The organism is Agrobacterium sp. CMT1 (assembly GCF_037203725.1).
In the GTDB taxonomy this organism is placed as follows: domain Bacteria; phylum Pseudomonadota; class Alphaproteobacteria; order Rhizobiales; family Rhizobiaceae; genus Agrobacterium; species Agrobacterium pusense.
The window spans coordinates 188,242-213,332 of record NZ_JBBCAR010000007.1 but is presented as its reverse complement, the minus strand read 5'-3'; the positions used below and the strand labels follow the sequence as shown (position 1 = coordinate 213,332).

Annotated in this window: 16 protein-coding genes; 2 read left to right on the top strand and 14 right to left on the bottom strand. The window is 60.8% G+C overall.

Annotated elements, in window-relative coordinates; genetic code table 11:
- Positions 1-137: 137 nt before the first annotated feature.
- Positions 138-4,883 carry a glutamate synthase large subunit gene (gltB, locus tag WA845_RS09575; protein ID WP_006697197.1) on the bottom strand — a complete coding sequence of 1,582 codons (4,746 nt, stop codon included), beginning with the start codon at positions 4,881-4,883 and terminating at the stop codon, positions 138-140.
- A gap of 370 nt (positions 4,884-5,253) precedes the next feature.
- On the opposite strand from gltB, the gene WA845_RS09570 reads away from it, so the two are divergent.
- A complete protein-coding gene (locus tag WA845_RS09570; RefSeq protein ID WP_004445845.1) occupies positions 5,254-6,306 on the top strand; it encodes a threonine aldolase family protein in 1,053 nt (350 codons plus the stop codon).
- Positions 6,307-6,336: 30 nt separating this feature from the next.
- Here WA845_RS09570 and WA845_RS09565 read toward each other — a convergent pair whose 3' ends face one another.
- From WA845_RS09565 to WA845_RS09525, 9 genes are all read right to left on the bottom strand, one after another.
- On the bottom strand, positions 6,337-7,026 hold the full coding sequence (locus WA845_RS09565; RefSeq protein ID WP_022563075.1) for a response regulator transcription factor: 690 nt from the start codon (positions 7,024-7,026) through the stop codon (positions 6,337-6,339).
- 49 nt (positions 7,027-7,075) lie between these two features.
- Complete coding sequence (locus WA845_RS09560) at positions 7,076-9,790, bottom strand: DUF4118 domain-containing protein (protein WP_112556240.1); 2,715 nt, start codon at positions 9,788-9,790, stop codon at positions 7,076-7,078.
- A 54-nt stretch (positions 9,791-9,844) separates the two neighbouring features.
- Positions 9,845-10,411, bottom strand: a complete 567-nt coding sequence (gene kdpC, locus WA845_RS09555; protein WP_072493319.1) for a potassium-transporting ATPase subunit KdpC — start codon at positions 10,409-10,411, stop codon at positions 9,845-9,847.
- 12 nt (positions 10,412-10,423) lie between these two features.
- Positions 10,424-12,508, bottom strand: coding sequence for a potassium-transporting ATPase subunit KdpB (gene kdpB, locus WA845_RS09550; protein ID WP_112556242.1), 2,085 nt, complete (start codon positions 12,506-12,508; stop codon positions 10,424-10,426).
- 43 nt (positions 12,509-12,551) lie between these two features.
- Complete coding sequence (locus WA845_RS09545) at positions 12,552-12,716, bottom strand: hypothetical protein (protein WP_004445852.1); 165 nt, start codon at positions 12,714-12,716, stop codon at positions 12,552-12,554.
- 9 nt (positions 12,717-12,725) lie between these two features.
- Positions 12,726-14,429: a potassium-transporting ATPase subunit KdpA gene (gene kdpA / locus WA845_RS09540; protein WP_035208600.1), complete on the bottom strand. Its 1,704-nt coding sequence runs from the start codon at positions 14,427-14,429 to the stop codon at positions 12,726-12,728.
- Between the two features lie 33 nt (positions 14,430-14,462).
- Positions 14,463-14,552: a K(+)-transporting ATPase subunit F gene (gene kdpF, locus WA845_RS09535; protein WP_003506089.1), complete on the bottom strand. Its 90-nt coding sequence runs from the start codon at positions 14,550-14,552 to the stop codon at positions 14,463-14,465.
- Positions 14,553-14,871: 319 nt separating this feature from the next.
- Complete coding sequence (locus WA845_RS09530; protein ID WP_112556244.1) at positions 14,872-15,819, bottom strand: asparaginase domain-containing protein; 948 nt, start codon at positions 15,817-15,819, stop codon at positions 14,872-14,874.
- The gene (locus WA845_RS09525; protein WP_060942256.1) at positions 15,816-17,267 is read right to left on the bottom strand and encodes an amino acid permease; all 1,452 of its coding nucleotides are present in this window, start codon (positions 17,265-17,267) and stop codon (positions 15,816-15,818) included. The genes WA845_RS09530 and WA845_RS09525 overlap by 4 nt, the downstream gene beginning before the upstream one ends.
- Before the next feature lie 270 nt (positions 17,268-17,537).
- Here WA845_RS09525 and WA845_RS09520 point away from each other — a divergent pair, with 270 nt between their 5' ends.
- On the top strand, positions 17,538-18,965 hold the full coding sequence (locus WA845_RS09520; protein ID WP_245425376.1) for an aspartate ammonia-lyase: 1,428 nt from the start codon (positions 17,538-17,540) through the stop codon (positions 18,963-18,965).
- On the opposite strand, the gene WA845_RS09515 is transcribed toward WA845_RS09520, so the two are convergent.
- From WA845_RS09515 to WA845_RS09500, 4 genes are all read right to left on the bottom strand, one after another.
- Positions 18,934-19,650 carry a FadR/GntR family transcriptional regulator gene (locus tag WA845_RS09515; protein WP_004445862.1) on the bottom strand — a complete coding sequence of 239 codons (717 nt, stop codon included), beginning with the start codon at positions 19,648-19,650 and terminating at the stop codon, positions 18,934-18,936. The two genes, WA845_RS09520 and WA845_RS09515, sit on opposite strands and share 32 nt — an antisense overlap.
- Before the next feature lie 188 nt (positions 19,651-19,838).
- Positions 19,839-22,910 (bottom strand): efflux RND transporter permease subunit, encoded by a 3,072-nt coding sequence (locus tag WA845_RS09510; protein WP_004445864.1) that lies wholly within the window; start codon positions 22,908-22,910, stop codon positions 19,839-19,841.
- Positions 22,907-23,992 carry an efflux RND transporter periplasmic adaptor subunit gene (locus WA845_RS09505; protein WP_112556246.1) on the bottom strand — a complete coding sequence of 362 codons (1,086 nt, stop codon included), beginning with the start codon at positions 23,990-23,992 and terminating at the stop codon, positions 22,907-22,909. Before WA845_RS09505 ends, WA845_RS09510 begins: the two co-directional genes overlap by 4 nt.
- Positions 23,992-25,068, bottom strand: a complete 1,077-nt coding sequence (locus tag WA845_RS09500; RefSeq protein ID WP_112556357.1) for an efflux RND transporter periplasmic adaptor subunit — start codon at positions 25,066-25,068, stop codon at positions 23,992-23,994. The genes WA845_RS09505 and WA845_RS09500 overlap by 1 nt, the downstream gene beginning before the upstream one ends.
- Between the last annotated feature and the right edge of the window lie 23 nt (positions 25,069-25,091).

Genomic DNA, 25,091 nt, shown 5'->3' with positions numbered 1-25,091 from the left:
GTACCAGGTGGCGAAACCCAAAGCCGCCCCAGCACGATGAACTCAAATCCGGTCTCGCCGCCCGTCCAAGTGGTCGCCACGAATGGCGACCGCTGTTATCAGCGAGATCAGGTGGTGTAGTGTCCTCACGCGGCGGATTACTCCGCCGCCACGCCCATGCGCATGCGCTCCATTTCCTCAAGCGCACGACGGTATTCAACCGGCATGACCTTGCGGAACTTCGGACGGAACTCGCTCCAGCGATCGAGTATATCCTTGGCACGCGACGAGTTCGTGTAATGGAAGTGGTTGGAGATCAGCTGGTAAAGGCGCTCCTCGTCGTGGCGAGTCATGTCTTCGGAAACGTCGACACGTCCCTTGTGCATGAGGTCGCCGCCGTGATGGTGCAGCTTTTCCAGCATGTCGTCTTCTTCCGGAACCGGCTCCAGCTCAACCATGGCCATGTTGCAACGCGTGGCGAAATCGCCCTTCTCGTCGAGAACATAAGCCACGCCGCCGGACATGCCGGCCGCGAAGTTGCGGCCGGTCTCGCCAAGAACGACCACAATGCCGCCGGTCATATATTCGCAGCCGTGGTCGCCGACACCTTCGACAACCGCAACCGCGCCGGAGTTACGCACCGCGAAACGCTCGCCAGCCACGCCACGGAAATAGCACTCGCCGGTTATGGCGCCGTACAGCACGGTGTTGCCGACGATGATCGAGTTTTCCGCGACGATACGGGCGTTTTCCGGCGGGCGCACGATGATGCGGCCACCCGAAAGACCCTTGCCGACATAGTCGTTACCGTCACCCACCAGATCGAAGGTGATGCCTCGAGCGAGGAACGCACCGAAGGACTGGCCCGCCGTGCCGCGCAGCGTCACATGGATCGTGTCATCCTTCAGACCCTTGTGGCCCCAGCGCTTGGCGAGCGCGCCGGAGAGCATCGCACCGGCGGAGCGGTCAACGTTTCTGATCGGCACTTCGAAGACCACGGGTTCGCGGTTTTCCAGCGACGGCAGGGACTTTTCGATCAGCTTGCGGTCGAGAATGTCATCGATCGGATGCTTCTGGCGTTCGGTCCAGAACGTCGCTTCCTTGGGTGCCTCGACCTTATGGAAGATGCGGCTGAAATCCAGACCCTTCGCCTTCCAATGCGCCAGCATCTCATCCTTCTCGAGCAGTTCGGAAGCGCCGATGATCTCGTCCAGCCTGGTCACGCCAAGCGAGGCAAGGATTTCGCGCACTTCTTCGGCCACGAAGAAGAAGTAGTTGATGACGTGTTCCGGCGTACCCTTGAAGCGCTTGCGCAGAACCGGGTCCTGCGTGGCAACGCCGACAGGGCAGGTGTTGAGATGGCACTTGCGCATCATGATGCATCCCGCCGCAATCAGCGGCGCGGTGGCGAAGCCGAATTCATCCGCACCGAGCAGCGCGCCGATGATGACGTCGCGGCCGGTCTTCAGACCGCCATCCACCTGCAGGGCAACGCGCGAGCGGAGACCGTTCAGCACAAGCGTCTGCTGGGTTTCGGCAAGGCCGATTTCCCAGGGCGAACCCGCGTGCTTGAGCGACGTCAGTGGTGACGCGCCCGTGCCGCCATCAAAACCGGCGACGGTGATATGGTCTGCACGCGCCTTGGCGACACCGGCCGCAACCGTTCCGACGCCGACTTCCGACACCAGCTTCACCGACACATCGGCTTCCGGATTGACGTTTTTCAGGTCGTAGATCAGCTGCGCCAGATCTTCGATGGAATAGATATCATGATGCGGCGGCGGCGAGATGAGGCCGACGCCCGGGGTGGAGTGACGGGTCTTTGCAACCGTCGCATCCACCTTGTGGCCGGGCAACTGGCCGCCCTCGCCAGGCTTTGCGCCCTGCGCCACCTTGATCTGCAGCATGTCGGCATTGACAAGGTATTCCGTCGTCACACCGAAGCGACCGGATGCGATCTGCTTGATGGCGGAGCGTTCCGGGTTCGGCTGGCCGTTCAACAGCGGCATGTAGCGGTCGGATTCTTCCCCGCCCTCACCCGTGTTGGACTTGCCGCCGATGCGGTTCATGGCAATCGCGAGCGTCGTATGCGCCTCGCGGCTGATTGAGCCGAAGGACATCGCCCCGGTCGAGAAACGCTTGACGATATCGGCTGCCGGCTCGACCTCATCGATGGAGACTGGCTTGCGACCGAGTGCTTCCGCCGACTTGACCTTGAACAGGCCGCGAATGGTGTTCATGCGCAGCGCCGTTTCGTTCACCATGCCGGCGAATTCGCGGTAGCGATCCTGGCTGTTGCCACGCACGGCGTGTTGCAGCGAGGCGACGGCGTCCGGCGTCCAGGCATGGCTTTCGCCGCGCATGCGATAGGCGTATTCGCCGCCGATATCGAGCGTGTTGGCAAGGATCGGGTCCTTGCCAAAGGCCGCTGTGTGGCGCGCCACGGTTTCTTCAGCGATTTCCGTCAGGCCGACACCTTCGATGGAGGTGGCGGTGCCGAAGAAATATTTCTCGACGAATTCCGAAGACAGACCGATGGCGTCGAAAATCTGCGCGCCGCAATAGGACTGGTAGGTGGAGATGCCCATCTTGGACATGACCTTGAGGATGCCCTTACCCACCGCCTTGATGTAGCGATAAACGACTTCATCGTCAGACACTTCCTTCGGGAAGGCGCCGTGCTTGTGCATGTCAAGCAGGGTATCGAAAGCGAGATAGGGGTTGATCGCCTCCGCACCATAACCGGCCAGAAGGCAGAAATGGTGGATTTCGCGCGGCTCACCGGTTTCGACGACGAGACCGACCGAAGTACGCAGACCCTTGCGGATCAGGTGGTGGTGCACGGCGGCTGTCGCCAGAAGTGCGGGGATCGCGATGCGATCCGGGCCAAGCTGGCGGTCGGACAGAACGATGATGTTGTAACCGCCGCGGACGGCGGATTCGGCTCGCTCGCAGAGGCGGTCGAGCATTTCGGGCATGCCTTCGGCACCGCGCTCCACATCATAGGTGAAGTCGAGCGTCTTGGTGTCGAAACGGTCTTCCGTGTGACCGATGGAACGAATCTTCTCCAGATCGCCATTGGTCAGGATCGGCTGGCGCACTTCCAGACGCTTGGCGCGGGCGGCACCTTCGTGGTCGAGAATATTCGGACGCGGGCCGATGAACGACACGAGGCTCATGACGAGCTCTTCGCGGATCGGATCGATCGGCGGGTTCGTGACCTGCGCGAAATTCTGCTTGAAATAGGTGTAGAGCAGCTTCGACTTGTCGGACATGGCCGAAATCGGCGTATCCGTGCCCATGGAGCCGATGGCTTCCTGGCCCGTCGTCGCCATCGGCGACATCAGGAGCTTGGTGTCTTCGCTGGTGTAACCGAAGGCCTGCTGGCGGTCGAGCAGCGACACGTCGCGGCGCAGCGCGCGTGGTTCGACAGGCTTCAGCTCTTCGAGGATGAGCTGCGTGCGATCAAGCCAGCTGCGATAGGGATGCTTGGCGGCAAGCTCGTGCTTCACTTCCTCGTCGGAAATGATCGCGCCCTTTTCCATGTCGATCAGCAGCATCTTGCCAGGCTGCAGACGCCACTTCTTGACGATGCGCTCTTCCGGCACCGGCAGCGTGCCGGCCTCGGAAGCCATGATGATGCGGTCATCATCAGTGACGAGGTAACGGGCCGGGCGCAGGCCGTTGCGGTCGAGCGTCGCGCCAATTTGCTTGCCGTCGGTGAAGGCAACGGCGGCGGGACCGTCCCACGGCTCCATCAGGGCTGCGTGATATTCGTAGAATGCCTTGCGTTCGGCAGACATGGACTGGTTACCGGCCCAGGCTTCCGGGATCAGCATCATCACCGCGTGGGCCATGGAATAGCCGCCGCGGACGAGGAACTCGAGCGCGTTGTCGAAGCAGGCCGTGTCCGACTGGCCTTCATAGGAAATCGGCCAGAGCTTGGAGATGTCGTCACCGAACAGCGCGGACGAAACCGATGCCTGACGCGCCGCCATCCAGTTGACGTTACCGCGCAGCGTGTTGATTTCGCCGTTATGGGCGACCATGCGATAGGGGTGCGCCAGCTTCCACGACGGGAAGGTGTTGGTGGAAAAACGCTGATGCACGAGCGCGACAGCCGATTCGAAACGCGGGTCCGAAAGGTCCTTGTAATATGCGCCCACCTGATAGGCGAGGAACATGCCCTTATAGACGATGGTCGAGGAAGAAAGGGAAACGGGATAGAAATCCTGTGTTTCCTTGCCGCCGCCTTCGTCATAGATGCGGTTGGAGAGAACCTTGCGGATGAGGAACAGCTTGCGCTCGAAATCGGCATTGCTCGCGGCATCGCGGCCGGCGCCGATGAAGACCTGCACATGGTGCGGCTCGGTCGCTGCGATATCCGGCGCCTTGGAAAGCGAGGAGTTGTCGACCGGGACATCACGGAAGCCAAGGAACTGCTGGCCCTCTTCGCCGATAACGTCGACGATGACCTTCTTGTAGTGCTCGATGCGGGAGGGATCGCGCGGCATGAAGATATGACCGACGGCGTATTCGCCAGCCTTCGGCAATGTCACGCCCTGCGCGGCCATTTCCTCGCGGAAGAAGCGGTCGGGAATCTGCACGAGAATGCCCGCACCATCGCCCATCAGCGGATCTGCGCCGACGGCGCCACGATGGGTCAGGTTTTCAAGGATGAACAGGCCGTCCTTGACGATCTGGTGCGACTTGACGCCTTTCATATGGGCGACAAAGCCGACGCCGCAGGCATCATGTTCATTGGCGGGATCGTAAAGACCCTGCCTTTCCGGCAAGCCGCCCGCGAAACGCGCTTTCGCAGAAACGGGTGCAGCCGCAGCCGCGGTGGGACAGTCAGTGGTCAGGGTTGCGGCGGCGATATCCGCCTGCGGCTTGTTTGTCATTTTTGTCCCTCCTGCAAATTACTTGCACGGTTTCATGCGAAGGTCCGGCGCGACGCAAATTTCGCCCTTTGGCAAAATCCGCATTCTCGCCGGCTGGATCAAATTTAGGACAGCAAGACTGTCTCAATTCCCGAGGATTTTGGCAGAAACCGGCGGAATTGGCAAGGGCGCGAATCCAATTAGTGAGACCGTCGTTTTATAGCGAAGTTTCGATACTGACCTATTGCGCGAAACTTTCTGTCGCAAATCCCGCCTCCCCATTGCTTTCATTGCCGGATTTGCCAATCGCGTAGTTAGGTCCTAGAACTTTGCCAGTCGTCGCTCCATGCATTTCCCAATCAGACCCCCAGCTATCGGAAAGCCTTCAGAGATGTTTTTTGCTTCAGACAATTGGGCTGGCGCCCATCCGGCCGTCAATGAACGGCTTTCGCGGGAATCCACCCGGTTTGCCTCCGCTTATGGCACCAGCGAACTCGATCTCTCCATCGAAAAGCGCTTCAACGAGATATTCGAGCGCGAAGTTGCGGTGTTTTTCGTCGCCACCGGCACGGCAGCCAATTCGCTTTCGCTGGCCAGCATCGCTCGCGCCGGCGGCCTGACCTTCTGCCATTCGGAAGCCCATGTGATCGAGGACGAATGCGGCGCGCCGGATTTCTTTTCCGGCATGCGCATGGTCGCAGTCGAAGGGCCGAACGGCAAGATGCTGCCCGAAAACCTGATCGAGCGCATTGCCCGCTATCCGCAGGATGCCGTTCACCACGGCCGTGCCGCCGCCATCACCATGACGCAGGCGACCGAAGCCGGCACCGTCTACACCCTCGACGAAATTGAAGCCATCTCCAAAATCGCCAAGGAAAACGGCCTGCCGCTGCATATGGACGGCGCGCGTTTTGCCAATGCGCTGGCCGCCCTTGACACCACGCCGGCTGAAATGACCTGGAAACGCGGCGTTGACGTGCTGTCTTTCGGCGGCACGAAAAATGGCTGCTGGTGCGCGGAAGCGATCGTTTTCTTCGATCCTTCGCTCGCTCGGGACTTCTCGTTCCTGCGCAAACGCACAGCGCAACTGTTTTCGAAGTCACGTTTCATCGCAGCGCAGTTTGAAGCCTATCTGCAGGATGATCTTTGGCTCGGTCTCGCCAGCCATGCCAATGCCATGGCTAACCGGCTGCGCGCGGGCTTCGGCTCGCTGAACAGCGCGCGCCTCGCCTGGCCGACCCAGGCCAACGAAGTTTTCGCCATTTTGCCAAAGGCAGCCGCGCAAGCAGCGACGGAAAAAGGCGCGAGGTTCTATGACTGGCTGGAACCGCGCGACATGCCGGAAAAAGTTGGCAAGGACGAAGTACTGATCCGCATGGTCACCAGCTTTGCGACGACCGAGGCCGATGTAGATGAATTCCTGTCCATCTGCGCTGCCGTGTGAGATATCGGAGGGCGTTGCCTTGCGGCGCCCTCAAACCTCCTGCAACCGGTAACCCACCCCGGTTTCTGTCAGGATGTAACGGGGCTGATCGGGGATTTTTTCGATCTTCTGGCGCAATTGGCGCACATAGACCCGCAAATATTGCACGTCGGTCATTTCATCCCATACGTGCTCCAGCAGGAAGCGGTGCGTCAGCACCTTGCCTGCGTGCTGAACCAGCACCCGCAGAATATCGTATTCCTTCGGGGAGAGCTTCACCTCCCGGTCCTCCACCCTGACGATACGCCGGACAAGATCGACCGAAAGATCGCCGGTCTGAAAGACAGGCCTTTCACCCTGGCTCTGGAGCCGGTGGCGCAGCGCGACACGGATGCGGGCGACGAGTTCGTTCATGCCGAAGGGCTTTGTAATGTAGTCGTCGGCTCCCAGTTCGAGTGCCTTGACGATACCTGCTTCATCGGTTCGGCTGGACAGGATGATGACCGGCAACGCCACCCCCTCGCTGCGCCATTTCGCCAGAAGATCGTGTCCCGACATATCCGGCAGGCCGAGATCGAGAATGACGAGATCGGGCTTGTCCTGCTCGACCAGCTCCATCGCCACCTTCGCATTCATCGCCTCGCTTACCGTATAATCCTGCGTCGACAACCCCACCCGCAAAAGCTTGCGGATCGGCGGTTCATCGTCAACGATCAGAATGTTAACGGCGGAATTGGTCATTCCAGGGTCTCCTTTGGCGGCGTAGTGGGAGCGGGGTCGCCATTTCGGCTCAGGCGGCGCCCTTTTCATGATCTAGCACAGGCGCGTTGGCGGGAACGGGCAAAGTTACCGTGAATTGCGCACCTCCCCGACCCTTTCTGTTCTCCGCACGAATCGAGCCACCCATGGCCTCGATGAAACCCTTGCAGATGGATAGCCCCAGTCCGGTTCCCGCCTGCACCTGATCGGTCTTGCGCACCCGGTAGAAGCTGTCGAACACCCGCTCCGCATCTTCGGGAGGAAAGCCCGGCCCCTCATCGGCCACGGACAGGAAGACGTGCCTTCCCTGCTGCCAGCCCCGGAGTTCGATGACCGTGTGTTCGGGAGCATATTTGGCCGCGTTGTCTATGAGGTTGAACAGGACCTGTTCGAATAGCACGGGATCGACCCTAAGCATCGGCAGATCAGGCGGAATATCCAGGACAACCTCATGCCGCACAATGATTTTCTCGGCACGCGAAAGCGCTGTCCCGACCATGTCGCCGAGGAAATGCAGCCCGTAATTCGGCTCCATTGCACCCGATCCGATCCGCGTCATATCGAGAAGATTGGAGATGAAGCGGTTCAGCCGTTCGGATTCCTCAACGATCGTCGAAAGCAGATCGGCGCGCGCATCGGGCGGGATGTCCTCGGCAAAGTCCTTCAGCGTTCCGGCCGAACCCAGAATAGCCGCGAGCGGGGTTTTGAGGTCGTGGGAAATGGAGGTGAGGAGTGCCGTGCGCAGTCGGTCGGTTTCCGCGGCCAGCCTTGCCTTGTCGACATCCGAGGCAAGCTGGATACGTTCGATCGCGAGTGCAGCCTGGTCGGCCAGCGCATCAAACAGGCGCTGTTGTTCAGGTGTCAAAAGCGGCCCGCTTCGGTCATCATCCAACCCGACGACGCCGACGGCACCGCTGCCGGTGCGGAGCGGCAGATAAAGCCGCCGGGCGCCCGGCAATGTGTCTGCGCCGCGACCAGCCGCCTTGTCGTGTTCCCATGCCCATTGCGCGGCCGCGATATCGGCATCCACCAGCGTGTCATCGGGCGGATAACCGGCCTTGACGGCAATGGCGTTATTCTCCGGCAGAAGCAGCACCACCCTCACCTTCAACATCGAAGCCATCTGGTAAGCGGTAGCCCACAACACATCATCCAGCGTGGCCGTTCCGGCAAGCTTTTTGGAAAACAGATAGAGATCTTCCGTCGTGCGCGCCCTTACCCGCGCCGAGGCCGCCTGCCGTTGCACCGCAACCGTAAGGTTGGAGGCAACAAGCGCCACTCCGAGATAAAAAAGCAACGCCAGAACGCTGTCCGGCGCGCTGACCGTCAGCGTGTATCGTGGTTCCAGAAAGAAAAAATTGAATGCGACGGCGCCAAGCAGCGAGGCATACAACGCAGGTCCAAGTCCTCCGCGAACAGCGGCCGCCAGCACGGCCATGAGAAAAACGAGCGCCAGATTCTGAACGTCGAGCGTCCGGTCAAGCACGATGCCGACAACGATGGCGAGCGCTACGAACAGCGTGCTGTTGAGATAGGAGCCTATCGACCAGCGCGAGCGGGACGGTGCGGCCTTCACCGATTGCGCCGGCTTCTCTTCATTCTTGTCGCCGGAAATGACGTGCACACTGATATCGCCGGCATGGTCGATCAGATCATGCGTCAACGAGCGCTGAAAAATTCGCTGCCACCAGGATTTTCGCGGGCGACCGATGATGATGTGGGTGAAATTGTTTGTATTGGCGTAGGAGATGATCTCCCGCGTCAGGTCAAGCGCCGGCAGGGTTACCGTCTCGCCGCCAAGCTGCTGGGCAAGCCGCATGGTGCCGGCCAGCCGGTCCTTCTCCGCCTCCGACAATTGCTGCGACCGCGGCGTGTCGAGATGCAGTGCGGTCCATGGTGCGCGCAGCCGGTCCGCCTGCCTTCGGGCATAACGCACAAGACCGGGGCCGTTGCCGCCATGATCAAGACAGACCAGAACCCTGTCTCCGGCCGCCCAGGGGCCAGAGATGGCATGGGATTGCATGTGATTGAGCAATTGCTCATCCACCCGCTGCGCGGTGCGCCGGAGCGCCAGCTCGCGCAATGCCGTCAGGTTACCGCGCGAAAAATAATTCTCGATGGCGCGCCTGGCCGTACGGGGCAGGTAAACCTTGCCATCCTGCAGTCGCTTGATGAGGTCGTCAGGCGTAATATCGATGATTTCGACATCATCGGCCCGGTCGATGATGCTGTCGGGCACGGTTTCACGGACGCGGATACGGGTGATCTGCGCCACCACATCATTCAGGCTTTCGACATGCTGGATGTTCAGCGTTGTATAGACGTCGATGCCCTGCGCGAGGATTTCCTGAACATCCATATAACGCTTGGGGTGGCGGCTGCCTGCAGCATTGGTGTGAGCAAGTTCATCGACCAGAACCAGAGCGGGACGACGCGCGAGGATCGCGTCGATATCCATCTCCTCCAGCATCTGGCCGCGATAATCGATACGTTTGCGAGGGACGACCTCCAGCCCCTCGACCAATGCCTCGGTCTCCCTGCGGCCATGCGTTTCCACGACGCCGATAATGGTGTCGACGCCATCCGCAAGCTTCGCCCGGCCTGACATCAACATTTCATAGGTCTTGCCGACACCGGGTGCGGCGCCCAAAAAAATCTTCAACCGGCCCCGCGCCTCGCGCCTGGCGTTTTCCAGAAGCGCATCGGGCGACGGCCGGCCGGGCATGTTGCTGATATCGTCAGGCATTTAACCACCAGTGGTCGAGGCTATGGCTTGCGAACAAGCCATAGCCATTTCAATTCATGAGCCGGCCGCGTCAAGAGCCATGTTGAGCGCAAGAACGTTTACAACGGGCTCGCCCATGAAGCCGAGTTCCGGAGCTTCGACGTGACGCTCAACGATGGCGCGCAATGCCGCTTCATCCATGCCCCTCGCTTTGGCGACACGCGGAACTTGGAAATAGGCGGCTTCCGGCGAAACATGCGGATCGAGGCCGCTGCCCGAGGCCGTCACCAGATCGGCCGGCACCGACGAGGCCGGATTTTCAGCTTTCGCGGCCTCGTAATCCTGTTTCACCCGGTCGATAAGCTTGGCGCTCGTCGGCCCGAGATTGGAGCCGGAGGACGAGGCCGCATTATAGCCATCGCCGGCGGCGGAAGGACGGCCATGAAAATAAGTCTCGCCAGTAAAGGCCTGCCCGATCAATTGCGATCCGACCACCGTGCCATTTTTTTCGATCAGGCTGCCATTGGCCTGCGCGGGAAAAAGCGCCTGCGCCAGGCCCGTCATGCCGAGCGGATAGGCAAGGCCGGTGATGGCCGTGGTAGCGAGGATCAGCACCAGTGCGGGACGAAGCTGTCTAAACATTGTCTTTACTCCTCAGGCGAGACCAAGCGCCGTGATGGCGAGGTCGATGGCCTTGATGCCGATAAAGGGAACGATGATGCCGCCGAAGCCATAGATGACCAGATTGCGCGATAGCAGCGCACCTGCACCGATCGGGCGATATTTGACGCCCTTCAGCGAGAGCGGGATCAGCGCGATGATGATAAGCGCGTTGAATATGATGGCCGAGAGGATGGCGCTCTGCGGCGTCGAAAGTCCCATGACATTCAGGACGCCAAGCTGCGGATAGAGCGCCAGGAACATTGCCGGAATGATGGCAAAATATTTGGCGATGTCGTTGGCAATCGAGAAGGTGGTCAGTGCACCGCGCGTCATCAGCAACTGCTTGCCGATTTCGACGATCTCGATGAGCTTGGTCGGATCGCTGTCGAGATCGACCATGTTGCCCGCCTCGCGGGCGGCCACGGTACCGGTGTTCATGGCAACGCCGACATCGGCCTGCGCCAGCGCGGGAGCATCATTGGTGCCGTCACCGCACATGGCGACGAGCTTGCCCTTCGCCTGCTCCTCACGGATAAGCTCCAGCTTGTTTTCCGGTGTCGCCTGGGCGAGGAAATCATCGACACCCGCTTCCGCAGCAATTGCGGCGGCGGTCATCGGATTGTCGCCAGTGATCATGACAGTGCGGATGCCCATGCGGCGAAGCTCCGCAAAACGCTCGCGAATGCCGCCCTTGACGATATCCTTCAGCTGCACGACGCCGAGAAGCTTGCCATCCCGAACAACGGCGAGCGGCGTGCCCCCGGTTTTGGCAATTTCTTCGGCAATTGTCCTTATGCCGCGCATGGCATCCGTTTCGGTTTTGACGGCAAGCGCCACATTGCCCTGTTGCGAAGCGCCGCCGTCAACATAGGAAAGAACGGCGTCGACCGCCCCCTTGCGAATGGAGGAGCCTTCGAAATCGACACCGCTCATGCGGGTCTGGGCGGTGAAGGGGACGAAATTGGCATGCAGCTTCTGCATGTCACGGGCACGGATGCCATATTTCTCCTTCGCCAGAACCACAATGGAGCGACCTTCAGGTGTTTCGTCAGCAAGGGACGCAAGCTGGGCCGCATCGGCCAGTTCCTGCTCGGAAACGCCGGCGACGGGGCGGAACTCGGTCGCCTGCCGGTTCCCGAGCGTGATCGTGCCGGTCTTGTCGAGCAACAGCGTGTCCACGTCGCCAGCAGCCTCGACGGCGCGGCCGGACATGGCAAGCACGTTGAAACGCACCAGCCTGTCCATGCCGGCGATGCCGATGGCCGACAGAAGCGCGCCGATGGTGGTGGGGATGAGCGTGACGAACAGCGCCACCAGCACGATGATCGGGATCGAACCGCCGGCATAGGCCGCGAAACTCGGTATGGTCGCGGCGGCCAGAACGAAAATCAGTGTCATGCCTGCGAGCAGAATGTTGAGCGCGATCTCGTTCGGCGTTTTCTGGCGCTCAGCACCTTCGACCAGGGAAATCATCCGGTCGAGGAAGGTGGAGCCGGCAGCAGCGGTGATGCGGACCCTTATCCAGTCCGACAGCACCTGCGTGCCGCCGGTGACGGCAGAGCGGTCGCCACCGGATTCGCGGATGACCGGGGCGGATTCGCCTGTTATCGCCGCCTCGTTTACCGAAGCAACACCTTCGATGACCTCACCATCGGACGGGATGATATCGCCTGCCTCTACAAGAACGACATCGTTCACCTTCAGGCTGGTGCCCGCCACCATACTGTATTGGCTACGGTCATCGCCGGTGAGCAGTTTCGCCTGGGTTTCTGTGCGGGTCCGGCGCAGCGAATCCGCCTGCGCCTTGCCGCGCCCTTCGGCGACGGCTTCGGCGAAATTGGCGAACAGCACGGTGAACCAAAGCCAGAGATTGATCTGGAAGGAGAAGCCCAGATTGGCACCGCCCGTGATGAGATCGCGGATGAACAGCACCGTGGTCAGCACTGACACCGTCGCAACAACGAACATGACAGGATTGCGCGCAAGCGTGCGCGGGTTGAGCTTTTTGAATGCGGCGGCGATGGCCGGCACGAGAATGCGAGAATCGAGGATGCTCACTTGTTTGGACTGGCTCATGAAGAGGCTCCAGCGTTTGAACAGGGCGACCGATGAGGGTCGATCAGCCCGTGATAACTTCGAGAGCGACAACGGCGGCGAACAGAGCCGCCATCATCGCGAGAATGAGATTGGAGGCGCACCAGCCGCCGGGCGTGGCGCTGCCTCTGACGGGAGCGCCGTTGCGGGCGGGAACGATGCGGCGACGTGCGGATTTGCCTTCGTTCATGACATCACCTCAAAAAAGCTGACCTGCCGCCATGACAAGATGTTCGGCAACCGGTCCGAGCGCCAGCGCAGGCAGGAAGGTAAGGCCGCCGACGATCAGGATCGTGCCGACCAGCAGGCCAACGAAAAGCGGGCCATCCGTCGGGAAGGTGCCTGCAGAGGCCGGAACGGTCTTCTTGGTGACCAGCGAACCCGCAATGGCGAGTGCGGGAATGATGACCAGAAAGCGGCCCATCAACATGCCGAGACCAAGCGTGATGTTGTACCAGGTCGTGTTCCCCGTCAGGCCGCCGAAGGCCGAACCGTTATTGGCGGCCGCCGAGGTGTAGGCATAGAGGATTTCGGAAAAGCCGTGCGGGCCCGCGGTCCCAATCGATGCCACAGCCGAGGGCAGGATGGTGGCCGTGGCGGTGAAGACCAGCATGGCGAGCGGCAGGCAGAGAATGGCCAGAACCGCCATCTTCATTTCCTTGGCCTCGATCTTCTTGCCGAGATATTCCGGCGTGCGCCCGACCATCAGCCCTGCCACGAAGATGGCGATGACGATGAAGAGCAGAATGCCGTAAAAGCCCGCGCCGACCCCGCCGACGATCACCTCGCCCAGCTGCATGTTGATGAGCGGGATGAGACCACCCAAGGCCGTGAAGCTGCCGTGCATGGCATTGACCGCGCCGCAGGACGCAGCCGTGGTGATGACCGCGAAGAGCGACGAGAGCGCCAATCCGAAACGGACTTCCTTGCCTTCCATATTACCGCCTGCAAGACCGAAACTGTGCATCAGCGGGTTTCCGGCTGCTTCCGCCCAGTAGGTGACGGCAACGCCGGCGATGAACAGCACGCCCATGGCCGCAAGGATAGCCCAGCCCTGGCGCTGGTTGCCAACCATGCGACCGAAGACATTGGTGAAAGCTGCGCCGATGGCGAAGATCGATACCATCTGGATCATGTTGGAAATGGCATCGGGGTTTTCGAAGGGATGCGCCGAATTGGCGTTGAAGAAGCCGCCGCCATTGGTGCCCAGCATCTTGATCGCGAGCTGCGATGCGACGGGGCCGACGGCAATGGTCTGCTGCGCGCCTTCCAGCGTCTGCGCGTTCACATAGGCGCCGAGCGTCTGCGGCACGCCAAGCCAGACGTAGACGAGCGTCAGCACGATGCAGAGGGGTAATAGCACGTAGAGCGTGGAGCGGACCATATCCACCCAGAAGTTGCCGATCGCCTTGCCGGAAGCGCGCGAGAATGCGCGGATCAGGCCGATGGCGATTGCCATGCCGGTTGCGGCGGAAACGAAGTTCTGCACGGTGAGACCGGCCATCTGGGTCAGATAGGAAAGCGTGCTTTCGCCGCCATAATTCTGCCAGTTGGTGTTGGTGACGAAGCTGACGGCCGTATTGAAGGACAATTCTGGTCCGACGGCCGCCATTCCCTGCGGATTATAGGGTAGCACGGCCTGAAAGCGCATCAGGGCATAGAGCAGGGCGAAACCGAGAAGATTGAAGAGAAGCATCGAGACCGCATAGGTCGTCCAGTGCTGCTCCTCCCGGTCACTTGTCCCGGCAAGGGCGTAAAGTCCGCGCTCGACCGGCACAAGAACCGGCGACAGCAGCGTGCGCTCGCCATTGAAGACACGCGCCATATAGAAGCCAAGCGGCTTCACCAGCGCAAAAATGATCCCGCAGAAAAGCAGGACCTGGAACCATCCATTGAGGGTCATGGTATCAAACTTTCAACAGCCGCCGCTTCCCGATCAGAAACGTTCGGGGCGAATGAGAGCATAGGTGAGATAGGCAGCGATAAAGACCGTGACGGCGCCGCTCAGGATATAATCAAACGTCATCGCAGCCTCCGTCTAAAGCCGGTCGCAGGCGCGCGTGTAGGCAAAGCAGAGGGCGAAGAACACCGTGGCTGCGCCGATCAGAACAATATCCATCATTGATGGGACTCCTTTTTAATCGAGGAGCCGGACAGGAAGAAAAGCGCCGTCATGTGGGACGTCGCTTTTCATTCTTTCTGGCTGGGAAGAAACACCATCCCTTCCCGCACAGAAGAATGCACCCGAACCGCATAAAGGTTCGAGACGGCCACAGGGGCAATAAAATAGGAATCCTATAGGAATTTCTATGCCCGCTGACCGGACATCGCTTCCGCCAATCAAGTCAGCTGTTGTCACCGAAAGCGGAAACGATGGTTTCCGCCGGACTTTTGTCCGCCAGCAGCGCGGCCAGCAAAATGCGCGCCTGGCCCGGACGAAGTGTGGCTGAATGCACGGCGCCCGCTGCGACGAGATCATGTCCACCGCCGCCGCCGCCGTAACTCGCCACGAGCCGCCCTTCCGGCACACGGCTGGAGACGACGACCGGAACGCCGCGTTCGGCGCAGCGCTTCACCGCTTCGGCGATACGCGGATTGGCATTCCCGGAACCAAGTCCAGCAAGAACGATGCCTTTCGCGCCCGCCTGAAGGCTTGCATCGATATGGGTGGCATCACAGCCGGGATGAATGGCAACGATATCGACGCGCTGATCGGCCACCGGGGCGGCAAGCAACAGTGTTCGGGCGGCAGCCAGTGGCCGGGTCGAGCGGAATGCGTCTGCCTCGTCCGCGCTCAGCTTGTAGAGCCCCCAGGCCGAGAGACAGCGACCGCCGAAGGAGAGAAGCACACCCTTAGCAGCATTCGCCTGATCGAGCGCTGTTTCTATGGCTCGAGCCAGATTTGCCGGTCCGTCTGCGTCCTTATGGTCTGCCGTAAACTGTGCGCCGGTGAAGACCACCGGCTTCGTGATGGCGTGCTGCAAATGCACGAGTAGCGAGGACTCCTCCATTGCATCGGTTCCGTGCAGAACCACGATACCCGCCACTTCGGGATCGTCGAGTTCGATACGAACGGCATCGCTGATGCTCTGCATGTCGGCAAGCGTCAGGCTGGACGAATCCTTCGCCATGAGGTCCACCGGCTTCAGCCGGGCGCTGATTTCCGGTACCAGCGCAAGCAGATCTTCACCGGAAAGGCTGGGCGTGCTGGCACCATCGGCACCGCGCCGACTGGCGATGGTGCCGCCGGTGGCGATGACCGCCACCAGAGGTATCGCGCCCTGCCCGCTCAATGCGATGCTCCCGCGCGTTCAGCCGCAAGGCGATAGATGCGGTCACGCAGCAGATACCAGCCGATGACGAGCGCCGGGATGATAATCAGCAGCGAAGCGATGGTCCAGGAGCCGACGGGATAGTCGAAGGCCATCAGCACCAGCACGCCGAACAGAAAGACGAGCGTGAGGATGCCGGTATAGGGCGCGCCGAACATGCGGAAATCCGGACGCACCAGTTCACCGCGCTGCGAAAGCTGCCAGAGTTTGAGCTGGCAGAGCACGATGACGGCCCAGGCGCAGATGATGCCGAGCGCTGACAGGTTGAGCGCGATTTCGAACGCGGCGGCGGGGACGACGGCGTTGAGTGCGACGCCGAACACGGTAACGACGGCAGTAACCGCGATGCCACCATAAGGCACGCCATTCTTGTTCATCTTCGCCAGCGCTGCCGGGGCCGAGCCGGAGACAGCCATGGAGTGAAGGATGCGGCCGGTGGAATAGAGCCCGGCATTGAGCGAGGACAGGACGGCGGTCAGAACAACAAGGTTCATAATGACATCGGCACCCTGCACGCCGATCGAGCCGAAGAAGGTAACGAAAGGGCTCTCACCGGCCTTGTAGGCCGTGTAGGGCAGAAGCAGCGTGAACAACAGCACCGAGCCGACGTAAAACACGACGAGACGCAGGACGACGGCGCGGATGGCGCGCGGCATGACTTTGCGCGGGTCCTCGGTTTCGCCTGCCGCCGTACCGATCAACTCGATCGAGGCATAGGCGAATACCACGCCCTGGATGATGACGAAGGCTGGAAGAATGCCATTCGGGAAGAAGCCGCCATTGTCAGTAATGAGGCTGAAGCCGGTAACGTGGCCTTCGATGGGCGTACCGAAAATGACGAAATAAACGCCGACGACGAGGAAGATCGCGAGCGCCAGCACCTTGATCAGGCTGAACCAGAACTCCAGTTCCCCGAACACCCTCACCGACAGCATGTTCATCGCCAGTACGACCACCAGCGCCGTCATCGCGAATACCCACTGATCGATGCCCGCAAGCCACGGTACGTATTGCTTGAAGAAATTCATATAAAGCGCAACGGCGGTGACATCGGCCACCGAGGTCATGGCCCAGTTGAGCCAATACATCCAGCCGGCCGCAAAGGCCATCTTCTCACCGTAGAACTCACGGGCATAGGACACGAAGGAACCAGAGCTGGGGCGATGCATGATCAACTCGCCGAGCGCACGCAGCACGAGAAACGCGAAGAAGCCGCAGAGTGCATAAACGAAAACCAGAGCCGGACCGGCCTGTGCGAGACGCCCGCCGGCACCCAGAAAGAGACCCGTGCCGATGGCGCCGCCGATGGCAATCATCTGAATCTGGCGCGGCTTAAGGGCTTTATGGTAACCGAGATCCTCTTCGGCGAAGACCTCACGTTCGGCGGGTGCCGTTTTTCCAGAATGCATGGATTTATCCTCCCGATAAAACGCTTGTAGTCGGCAATTAGCCGGAAATCAAAGTGGAACTGGCGTCGTCCCCAAGGCTGGAAATATGGCCAGCGAATGCACTCATGCTGTAAAGCTGCATGACAGATTTTCGCCGTCATAAGTCGAGACAATGGCTTTCGTCAAGAGCTGTTCGCCAATATTGACCTTCCTCCCCCGCAGGCATATGGTCATTAAATCTGTAAGACAGCTTTACAGATTTTGCAACGCTTGAAGCCAGTGGAGGAAGAAGTGAGCGTGACGCGCAGTGAGCATGATTTGCTCGGGTCGAAGGAAATTCCGGCGAATGTTTATTGGGGCGTGCACACCGCGCGCGCGGTGGAAAACTTCAAGATCACCGGGGTGACCATTGGCCATAACCCTTACCTGTTAAGGGGTTTGGCCTATGTGAAAGAGGCGGCCGCACGTGCAAATCACGAACTTGGCCTGCTCGACAGGGATCGGATGGAGGCGATTGCGGAAGCCTGCCGCGAAATCCGCGCCGGCGCTCTTCATGAGCAATTCGTTGTGGATGAAATCCAGGGCGGAGCCGGCACATCCACCAACATGAACGCCAATGAGGTCATCGCCAACCGCGCGCTGGAACTGCTTGGGCACGAAAAGGGCGAGTATGCCCGGCTTCACCCGAACGATCACGTCAATCTCAGCCAGTCGACCAACGATGCTTATCCGACCGCGGTGAACGTTGGCCTGATCGAGGCGATTGACGACCTGGCAGCCTCGATGGGCGTTCTGAAGGACGCCTTCGACCGCAAGTCGCAGGAATTCGCCGGCTTCATCAAGATCGGGCGCACTCAGTTGCAGGATGCGGTACCGATGACGCTCGGCCAGGAGTTCCGCACGTTCGTGGTGATGCTGGGCGAAGACCAGGCGCGTCTGATCGAATCCGCCGCTCTGCTGCATGAGATCAATCTGGGCGCCACCGCCATCGGCACCGGGCTCAACGCACCGCGCGGTTATGCCGAGCTTGCCTGCCGGCATCTGGCGGAACTGACCGGCCGGCCGCTGGTGACGGCCGCGGACCTTATCGAAGCCACACAGGACCCCGGCGCCTTCGTGCACCTCTCCGGCGTGCTGAAACGCGTCGCCGTAAAGCTGTCGAAGACTTGCAACGACCTTCGCCTGCTGTCGTCAGGCCCGCGCGCCGGTATTGGCGAAATCACCCTTCCCTCCGTTCAGGCGGGCTCCAGCATCATGCCGGGCAAGATCAATCCGGTCATTCCCGAAGTGGTCAACCAGGTGGCCTATGCGGTGATCGGCAACGACATCACCATCACCATGGCCGCCGAAGCCGGGCAGCTGCAGTTGAACGCCTTCGAGCCGATCATCGTGCGTGCGCTGTCCCAGAGCATCAGCCAGCTAAGCGCCGCATGCCGCACACTGGCAGAGCGATGCGTGGACGGCATCGTCGCCAATCCGGCCATCATGGCGCAGCGCGTGGAAGAATCAATCGGTCTCGCCACGGCGCTTAACCCGCTGATCGGTTATTATGCGGCGACGGAAGTCGCCAAGGAAGCGCTTGCCAGCGGGCGTACCGTGCCGCAGGTGGTTCTTGAACGTGGTTACATGACAGAGGCCGAACTGCAGCAAGCGCTTAGTCCACGGCACCTTGCCAATCTGCCAGCGGTCACGGCTGGCGAAGCCGATCTTCGCCAATGATCGTCGTCACTACCTGCTTCACCTGCCCGAGGTGAAGCTCCATCGCCTCACGCGCCTCAGGCGCTGAACCGCGCCGGATCGCCTCGACGATCCGGCGATGCTCGAAATTGGAAGCGACGCGGCGACCGGCCATAAGGTTAACCATCTCTGATTGCTGGGCGACGGCCTCGCGGGCGTCCGCCACCACCTTGGCAAAGAGGCGGTTGGCGGAGGCCTCCGCGATGGCGCAATGAAACTGGCCGTCCAGCAATACCCAGGGATGCGGCCTTTCCTCGGTTTCCATGCGGCTACAGAGATCGAGCAAAACCTGCAGTTGGGCGTCCGTGCGACGCAAGGCGGCCCACCCTGCAGCCGGCACTTCGATGAAGGGGCGGGCCTCGATCAGGTCGCGTGCGGAATAGGCACCGTAATTCAGTTCCGATGGCGGCGTCGGGGTCATCACATACGTGCCGCTGCCTGTGCGGGTCTGCGTCAGGCCGAGCGTCTGGAGAGACCGCAGGGCCTCGCGAATAATCGGCCGGCTGACGCCGTAACGCGTTGCGAGATGTGCTTCCGAAGGGAGCCGGGTACCGACCGCAAGCTGGCCTGTCGTGATGGCGGAACGGATATCATCGAACACCGCTTCCGCGGCATTCTTGCGATTGATCGGCTGTCCATCCGCAAGCCAGTCCGACAAACCGCCCATCTTTAAATCCTCCGCACTCTCAATATATCCGCGATATCGACGCAACCGCCCAAACACAAAAGGACGGCTGCCGCTCTCGCGGCTAAGCCGACCTTCCTAACATCATCCTGCACGCGGGAACAACGACGGTGGATATTTTTATTGGAGTGAGGAGGCAGTGCAGCCACCACCTCGCCCGGCATCCGATATCACGCCTCGATTTCTGCGCCCTCCGGCTTCTCATCCTCGCGCGGAATACGAAACCAGGCAACGTAGAGCGCCGGCAGAAAAAGCAGGGTAAGCGCCGTGCCGACCACAATGCCACCCATCATCGCATAGGCCATCGGCCCCCAGAAGATTTCCCGGGATATGGGGATGAGAGCAAGCGTTGCCGCCGCCGCCGTCAGCATGATCGGCCGCATGCGGTGTTCGGTCGCCTCAATGACGGCACGCCAGGCCGAGACACCTTCGCTTCGCAGATGCTCGATCTGCACGACGAGGATGACCGAGTTCCGGATCAGGATGCCGATCAGCGCCAGCACGCCGAGAATGGCGACGAAGCCCATTGGCGCATTGGAGAAGAGCAGCGCCACCACCACGCCGATCAGGGCCGTGGGCGCCACGGCGAAGACCAGGAACAACCGGCTGAAGCTTTGCAGCTGAACCATCAGGATCGTCGCCATTGCAAACAACATCAGCGGCACCACGGCGACGATCGGCGCTTGCGAATCCGCGCTGGATTCCACCGAACCGCCCGTCTCCACCTTGTAACCCACAGGAAGCGTTTTCTCGAAAGCCTCTATTTTCGGCTTCAGCTGCGTCACGATCGTTGCGGGCTGCGTCGGGCCGATGATGGCAGCCTTGACGGTGACCGTCGGTATCCGGTCGCGACGCCAGATGGTCGGTTGCTCCAGCTCGTAGCGGAAATTGGCAATGGCCGAAAGCGGCACGGCCTTGCCGTTGGTCGCCGGCAATTGCAGATTCTGCAAGGTTTCGATGGACCCGCGCTCCGACAACTGCGCCCGCGCCACCACGTTCACGAGGTAGATGTCGTCCCTGACCTGTGTGACCGTAGATCCCTCGACAATGCTGTTCATGGCGTTGGCGATATCTTCCGAGGAGACGCCGAGCTGGCGGGCCTTGTCCTGCAGCACATCCACCTTCACTACACGTGTCGGTTCGTTCCAGTCCATGACCATGTTGGACAACAGCTGGTGTTCGCCGACAATGCCCGACAATTGCTGCCCGAGCTCACGGACCTTCTGGATATCCGGGCCGCTGAGGCGATATTGCACCGGCTTACCGACCGGCGGGCCGATATCGAGCAGTTTCACGAAGGCGTCAGTGCCGACGAATGTCCGGTCCAAATATTCCTGCAATTCGGCGCGCACCTTGTCCCGCACGTCCAGCCCCTTGGTGACGATGACGGTCTGGCCGAAGGTGACATCAGGAGTCTGCACGTCGAAAGAGAGGATGAAGCGCGGCGCGCCTTCACCGACATAGGTCGTCCAGTGGTCGATATCCGGATTCTTGGCGAGCATTTCCTGCTCGAACTGCGCCATCTGCCGGTTGGTTTCGGCAATCGAGCTGTTCTGCGGCAGGTTCCAGTCAACGATGAGCTCCACACGGTCCGAGGACGGGAAGAACTGCTGCTGCACGAGGCTCATGCCACCCACGGACAGGCCGAACAGGGTTATGGTGAGGATGATCGTCACCCAGCGCCAGCGCAGCGCCCGGCCGAGAAGCCAGGAAAAGGCCGAGGCGAACCGGCCCTTCTTCTCGTGGTGAGATTTCATTGTCTTCGGCAGAATCGTCACGCCGAGCAGGGGCGTGAACAAAACCGCGACGATCCATGACACGATAAGCGAAACCGCAATCACCACGAAGAGTGTGAACGTAAACTCACCCGCTGCGCTGTTGTTGAGGCCGACAGGAATAAAGCCGGCAACGGTGACCAGCGTACCGGTCAGCATCGGGAAGGCGGTGGAGGTGTAGACATAGGTCGCCGCTTTTCTGAGATCGTCTCCGACCTCAAGCCGCGCGACCATCATTTCGACGGCGATCATCGCATCATCCACGAGAAGCCCGAGCGCGATGATGAGAGCACCGAGCGAAATGCGTTGCAGCGAAATGCCTGTGTATTCCATGTAGACGAAGGTTATCGCCAGCACGAGCGGAATGGAAACCGCCACCACCATGCCGGCCCTGAGGCCAAGGCTGATGAAGCTGATGACAAGGACGATGGCGATGGCTTCGAACAGCGCCGAGGTGAAGCCCGACACCGCCTCATCGACGACGGCAGGCTGATCGGACACCCGGTGCACATCGACACCAACTGGCAGATCCGCCACCACGCGTTTCATCTGCGCATCCAGCGCCTCGCCGAAATGCAGCAGGTTCGCGCCGGTTTTCATGCCGATTGCAAGGCCGATGGCCGGCTGGCCGTTGAAACGGAACAGCGAGGACGGCGGATCGACATAACCGCGCCGGATCGTCGCTACTTCCGTCAACGGGAAAAAGCGGTTGTTGACGCGCAGGTTGATCGCCCGCAGACTGTCTTCAGACGTAAACTGGCCGCTGACGCGCAGCGCCACGCGCTCAGGTCCTGCATTGACGAAGCCGGACTGGGTGACGGCATTCTGCGATTGCAATGTCTTGATGATGGACTGCTGATCAATGCCGAGCGCCGCGATCTGTCGCGTGGAAAATTCCAGATAGATCGTCTCGTCCTGTGCGCCGATGACATCGACCTTGCCGATATTGTCGACGGTCAAGACCTTGGCGCGGGCATCTTCCACCAGGTCACGCAATTGCCGCTGGCTGAGACCGTCGCTGGTGAAGGCGTAGATATTGCCATAAACGTCGCCGAAACGGTCATTGAAGAAGGGGCCGACCACGCCGGATGGAAACTCGCCCTTGATGTCGCCGATCATGTTGCGCACCCGCACCCAGGTCGGTTCGACATTGCGCGCCTTGGTTTCCGGCACCAGTTCCACAAAGATCGTCGTGCGGCCCGCCACCGTCTGGCTGCGCAGATGATCAAGATTGTCGAGTTCCTCGAGCTTCTTCTCGATCCTGTCGGTCACCTGCCGCGCCACTTCCTCCGCCGAGGCGCCGGGCCACTGGGCACTGATCACCATGGTCTTGATGGTGAAGTTCGGGTCTTCCTCGCGACCGAGGTTGAGATAGGAAAAAACGCCGGCGAGAACGAAAACCAGCATGAAATACCAGACAAGCGAACGGTGTTCGAGCGCCCAGTCTGAAAGATTGAATTTCTTCACTGACGGACCTCCTGATCGATCCTGATGGCCTGTCCATCCTTAAGCTTGTGAACGCCGGCGCTGGCGACGCGCTCGCCGGGTTTGACGCCGCCGGTGATGCGCACGCTGCCGCCTTCGGCAGGTTCACCCTCTATCATGACCCGGCGCGCCGTGACGGTCGCCGTGTCGGCATTAACGATCCAGACGGACCAGCCGCCCTCCGTTTTCAGCAGGGCCGATGCCGGCAGCATGATCCGCGGTTCGGAAGCAGCAAGCACGGAAGCCGTGACGACGGAACCGAGGCGGAATGCCGCCGGCGCATCCTGCAGACTGATCTTCGTCCGTCGTGTGCGCGTTGCCGTTTCGGCTGCCGGGGCGATTTCCCGCACCACGCCGGTGGTTCGGATTTTTGGATCGAGCTGCAGGGCGATCTCGAAGGTCGAGCCGATATCCAGACGCTGCGCCGCAAATTGCGGAACATCCACCACTACATCGCGCACTTCCGGGCGGGCGATGGTGACGACCGTCTGGCCGGCGGAAACAACCTGGCCGATTTCACCCGATGTGGCCGTGACAACACCGTCGAATTCCGCATGGAGCTGCGCGTAACCTAGCTGTTCTTCCGCCTTGTCCAGGTTTGCACGGGCCTTGGCGACGGAGGCGTTGGCGGTGCGCGTCGCCTGTTGGGCTTCCTCCAGCGCCGCCTCGGTGCCGCTACGCGCCTCCGCCAGCACACGCTGGCGCTGTTCGGTGGTCACGGCATTGGCGAGCTGCGCTTCGGCATTGGAAAGATCCGACTGCGCGCTCTTCACCGACAGTTCAAGCGCGAGCGGATCGATCGAGGCCACCACATCGCCCTTCTTGACCAGATCGGCGACATCGACGTTCCGCGCTATGATCCGCCCGAGGACGCGAAAACCGAGATCCGTCTGAATGCGCGATTCCACCGTTCCGGTGAGCTGCAGCGCATCCGCCGACTTTTCCTCGACCACCACCGAGAGCACCGGTCGCGGCGCCTCGGCGGCGGCCTCCTGCTTTTCCTGACAGGACGAGAGCGCCATCGCGGACAGCAGCAAAAACAAGCTTCTGTTTATCCTGAACATTATTGTGCCTGCCCCTTTTGATAGGCGATCTTTTCACCGGTCCGGAGGAATTTTGTCCCGCCCGTGACCACGAGATCGCCGGGGTTCAGCCCCGCCGAGACGACGAATTGACTGGTCTCATAATCCGCAACCTCGATCGGCCGCATGGAGACTTCGGAGGATTGCGGATCCACCACCCAGACGGCGGGTCGGCCTTTTTGCGACGTCATTGCCGACCATGGAAGCTCGATGGCATCCACCTGCCTGAAGCGGAAATGGCCGGATACCGGCGCACCAAGCGGCATGGTCAGATCGCCGTTAAGACCGACCTTCACCCTTATCGTACCATTGTCCGGATCGATCGTCGGAGAGATTTCCCGCACGGGGGCCGCCACGGCGCGGGCGGGATCCGAAAGGAGGCTGACATTGACGAGATTGTCGATGTCGCGCTCCAGGAAAAGAGATTCGTAGACATCAAACACGGCGTCACGCGGCCCGTCATGCGCCAGCGTGAACACGAGCTGGGCAGCCTGCGCCACCTGGCCTACTTCGACATTTCGCGCCGTGATCACGCCATCCGCATCGGCCCTGAGTTCCGTATACGACAGCGCGTCGCGCGCCGTATCGAGCTGCGCCTGGGCCGATCTGACCGCGCCCTGCGTGGTAAGCAGCGTCTCCTGGGCCTTGTCGACGGCCGAGCGCGAGGTGACCTGCGTCCGGAAAAGACTTTGCTGGCGATCGAATGCCAATTGTGCCTGCGTCTGTTGTGCTTCTGCCGATTGCAGGTTGGCAAGGGCAACATCGATGTCGGCCTTCTGCTCCTCCGGATCGATGCGGGCGAGCAGTTGCCCTGTCGTCACCCGCGCGCCCACATCCACCAGCCTTTCGGTGATTTTGCCACTGACGCGAAACGACAGGTCCGTCTGAACCCTCGCCCTCACTTCGCCGGTGATGATGCTGCCACGGTCGATCGGCTGCTTCTCCGCCTTGACCACATCGACAGTTCGCAGCGGCTTTTCGGCCGGCGGCTCTTCATTGCTGCAGGATGACAGGGCAAAAACGCCGCCCACCGCCCATGCGATAAGAATGGTTCTCATGCTGACCTCTTGATCTTCGCCCT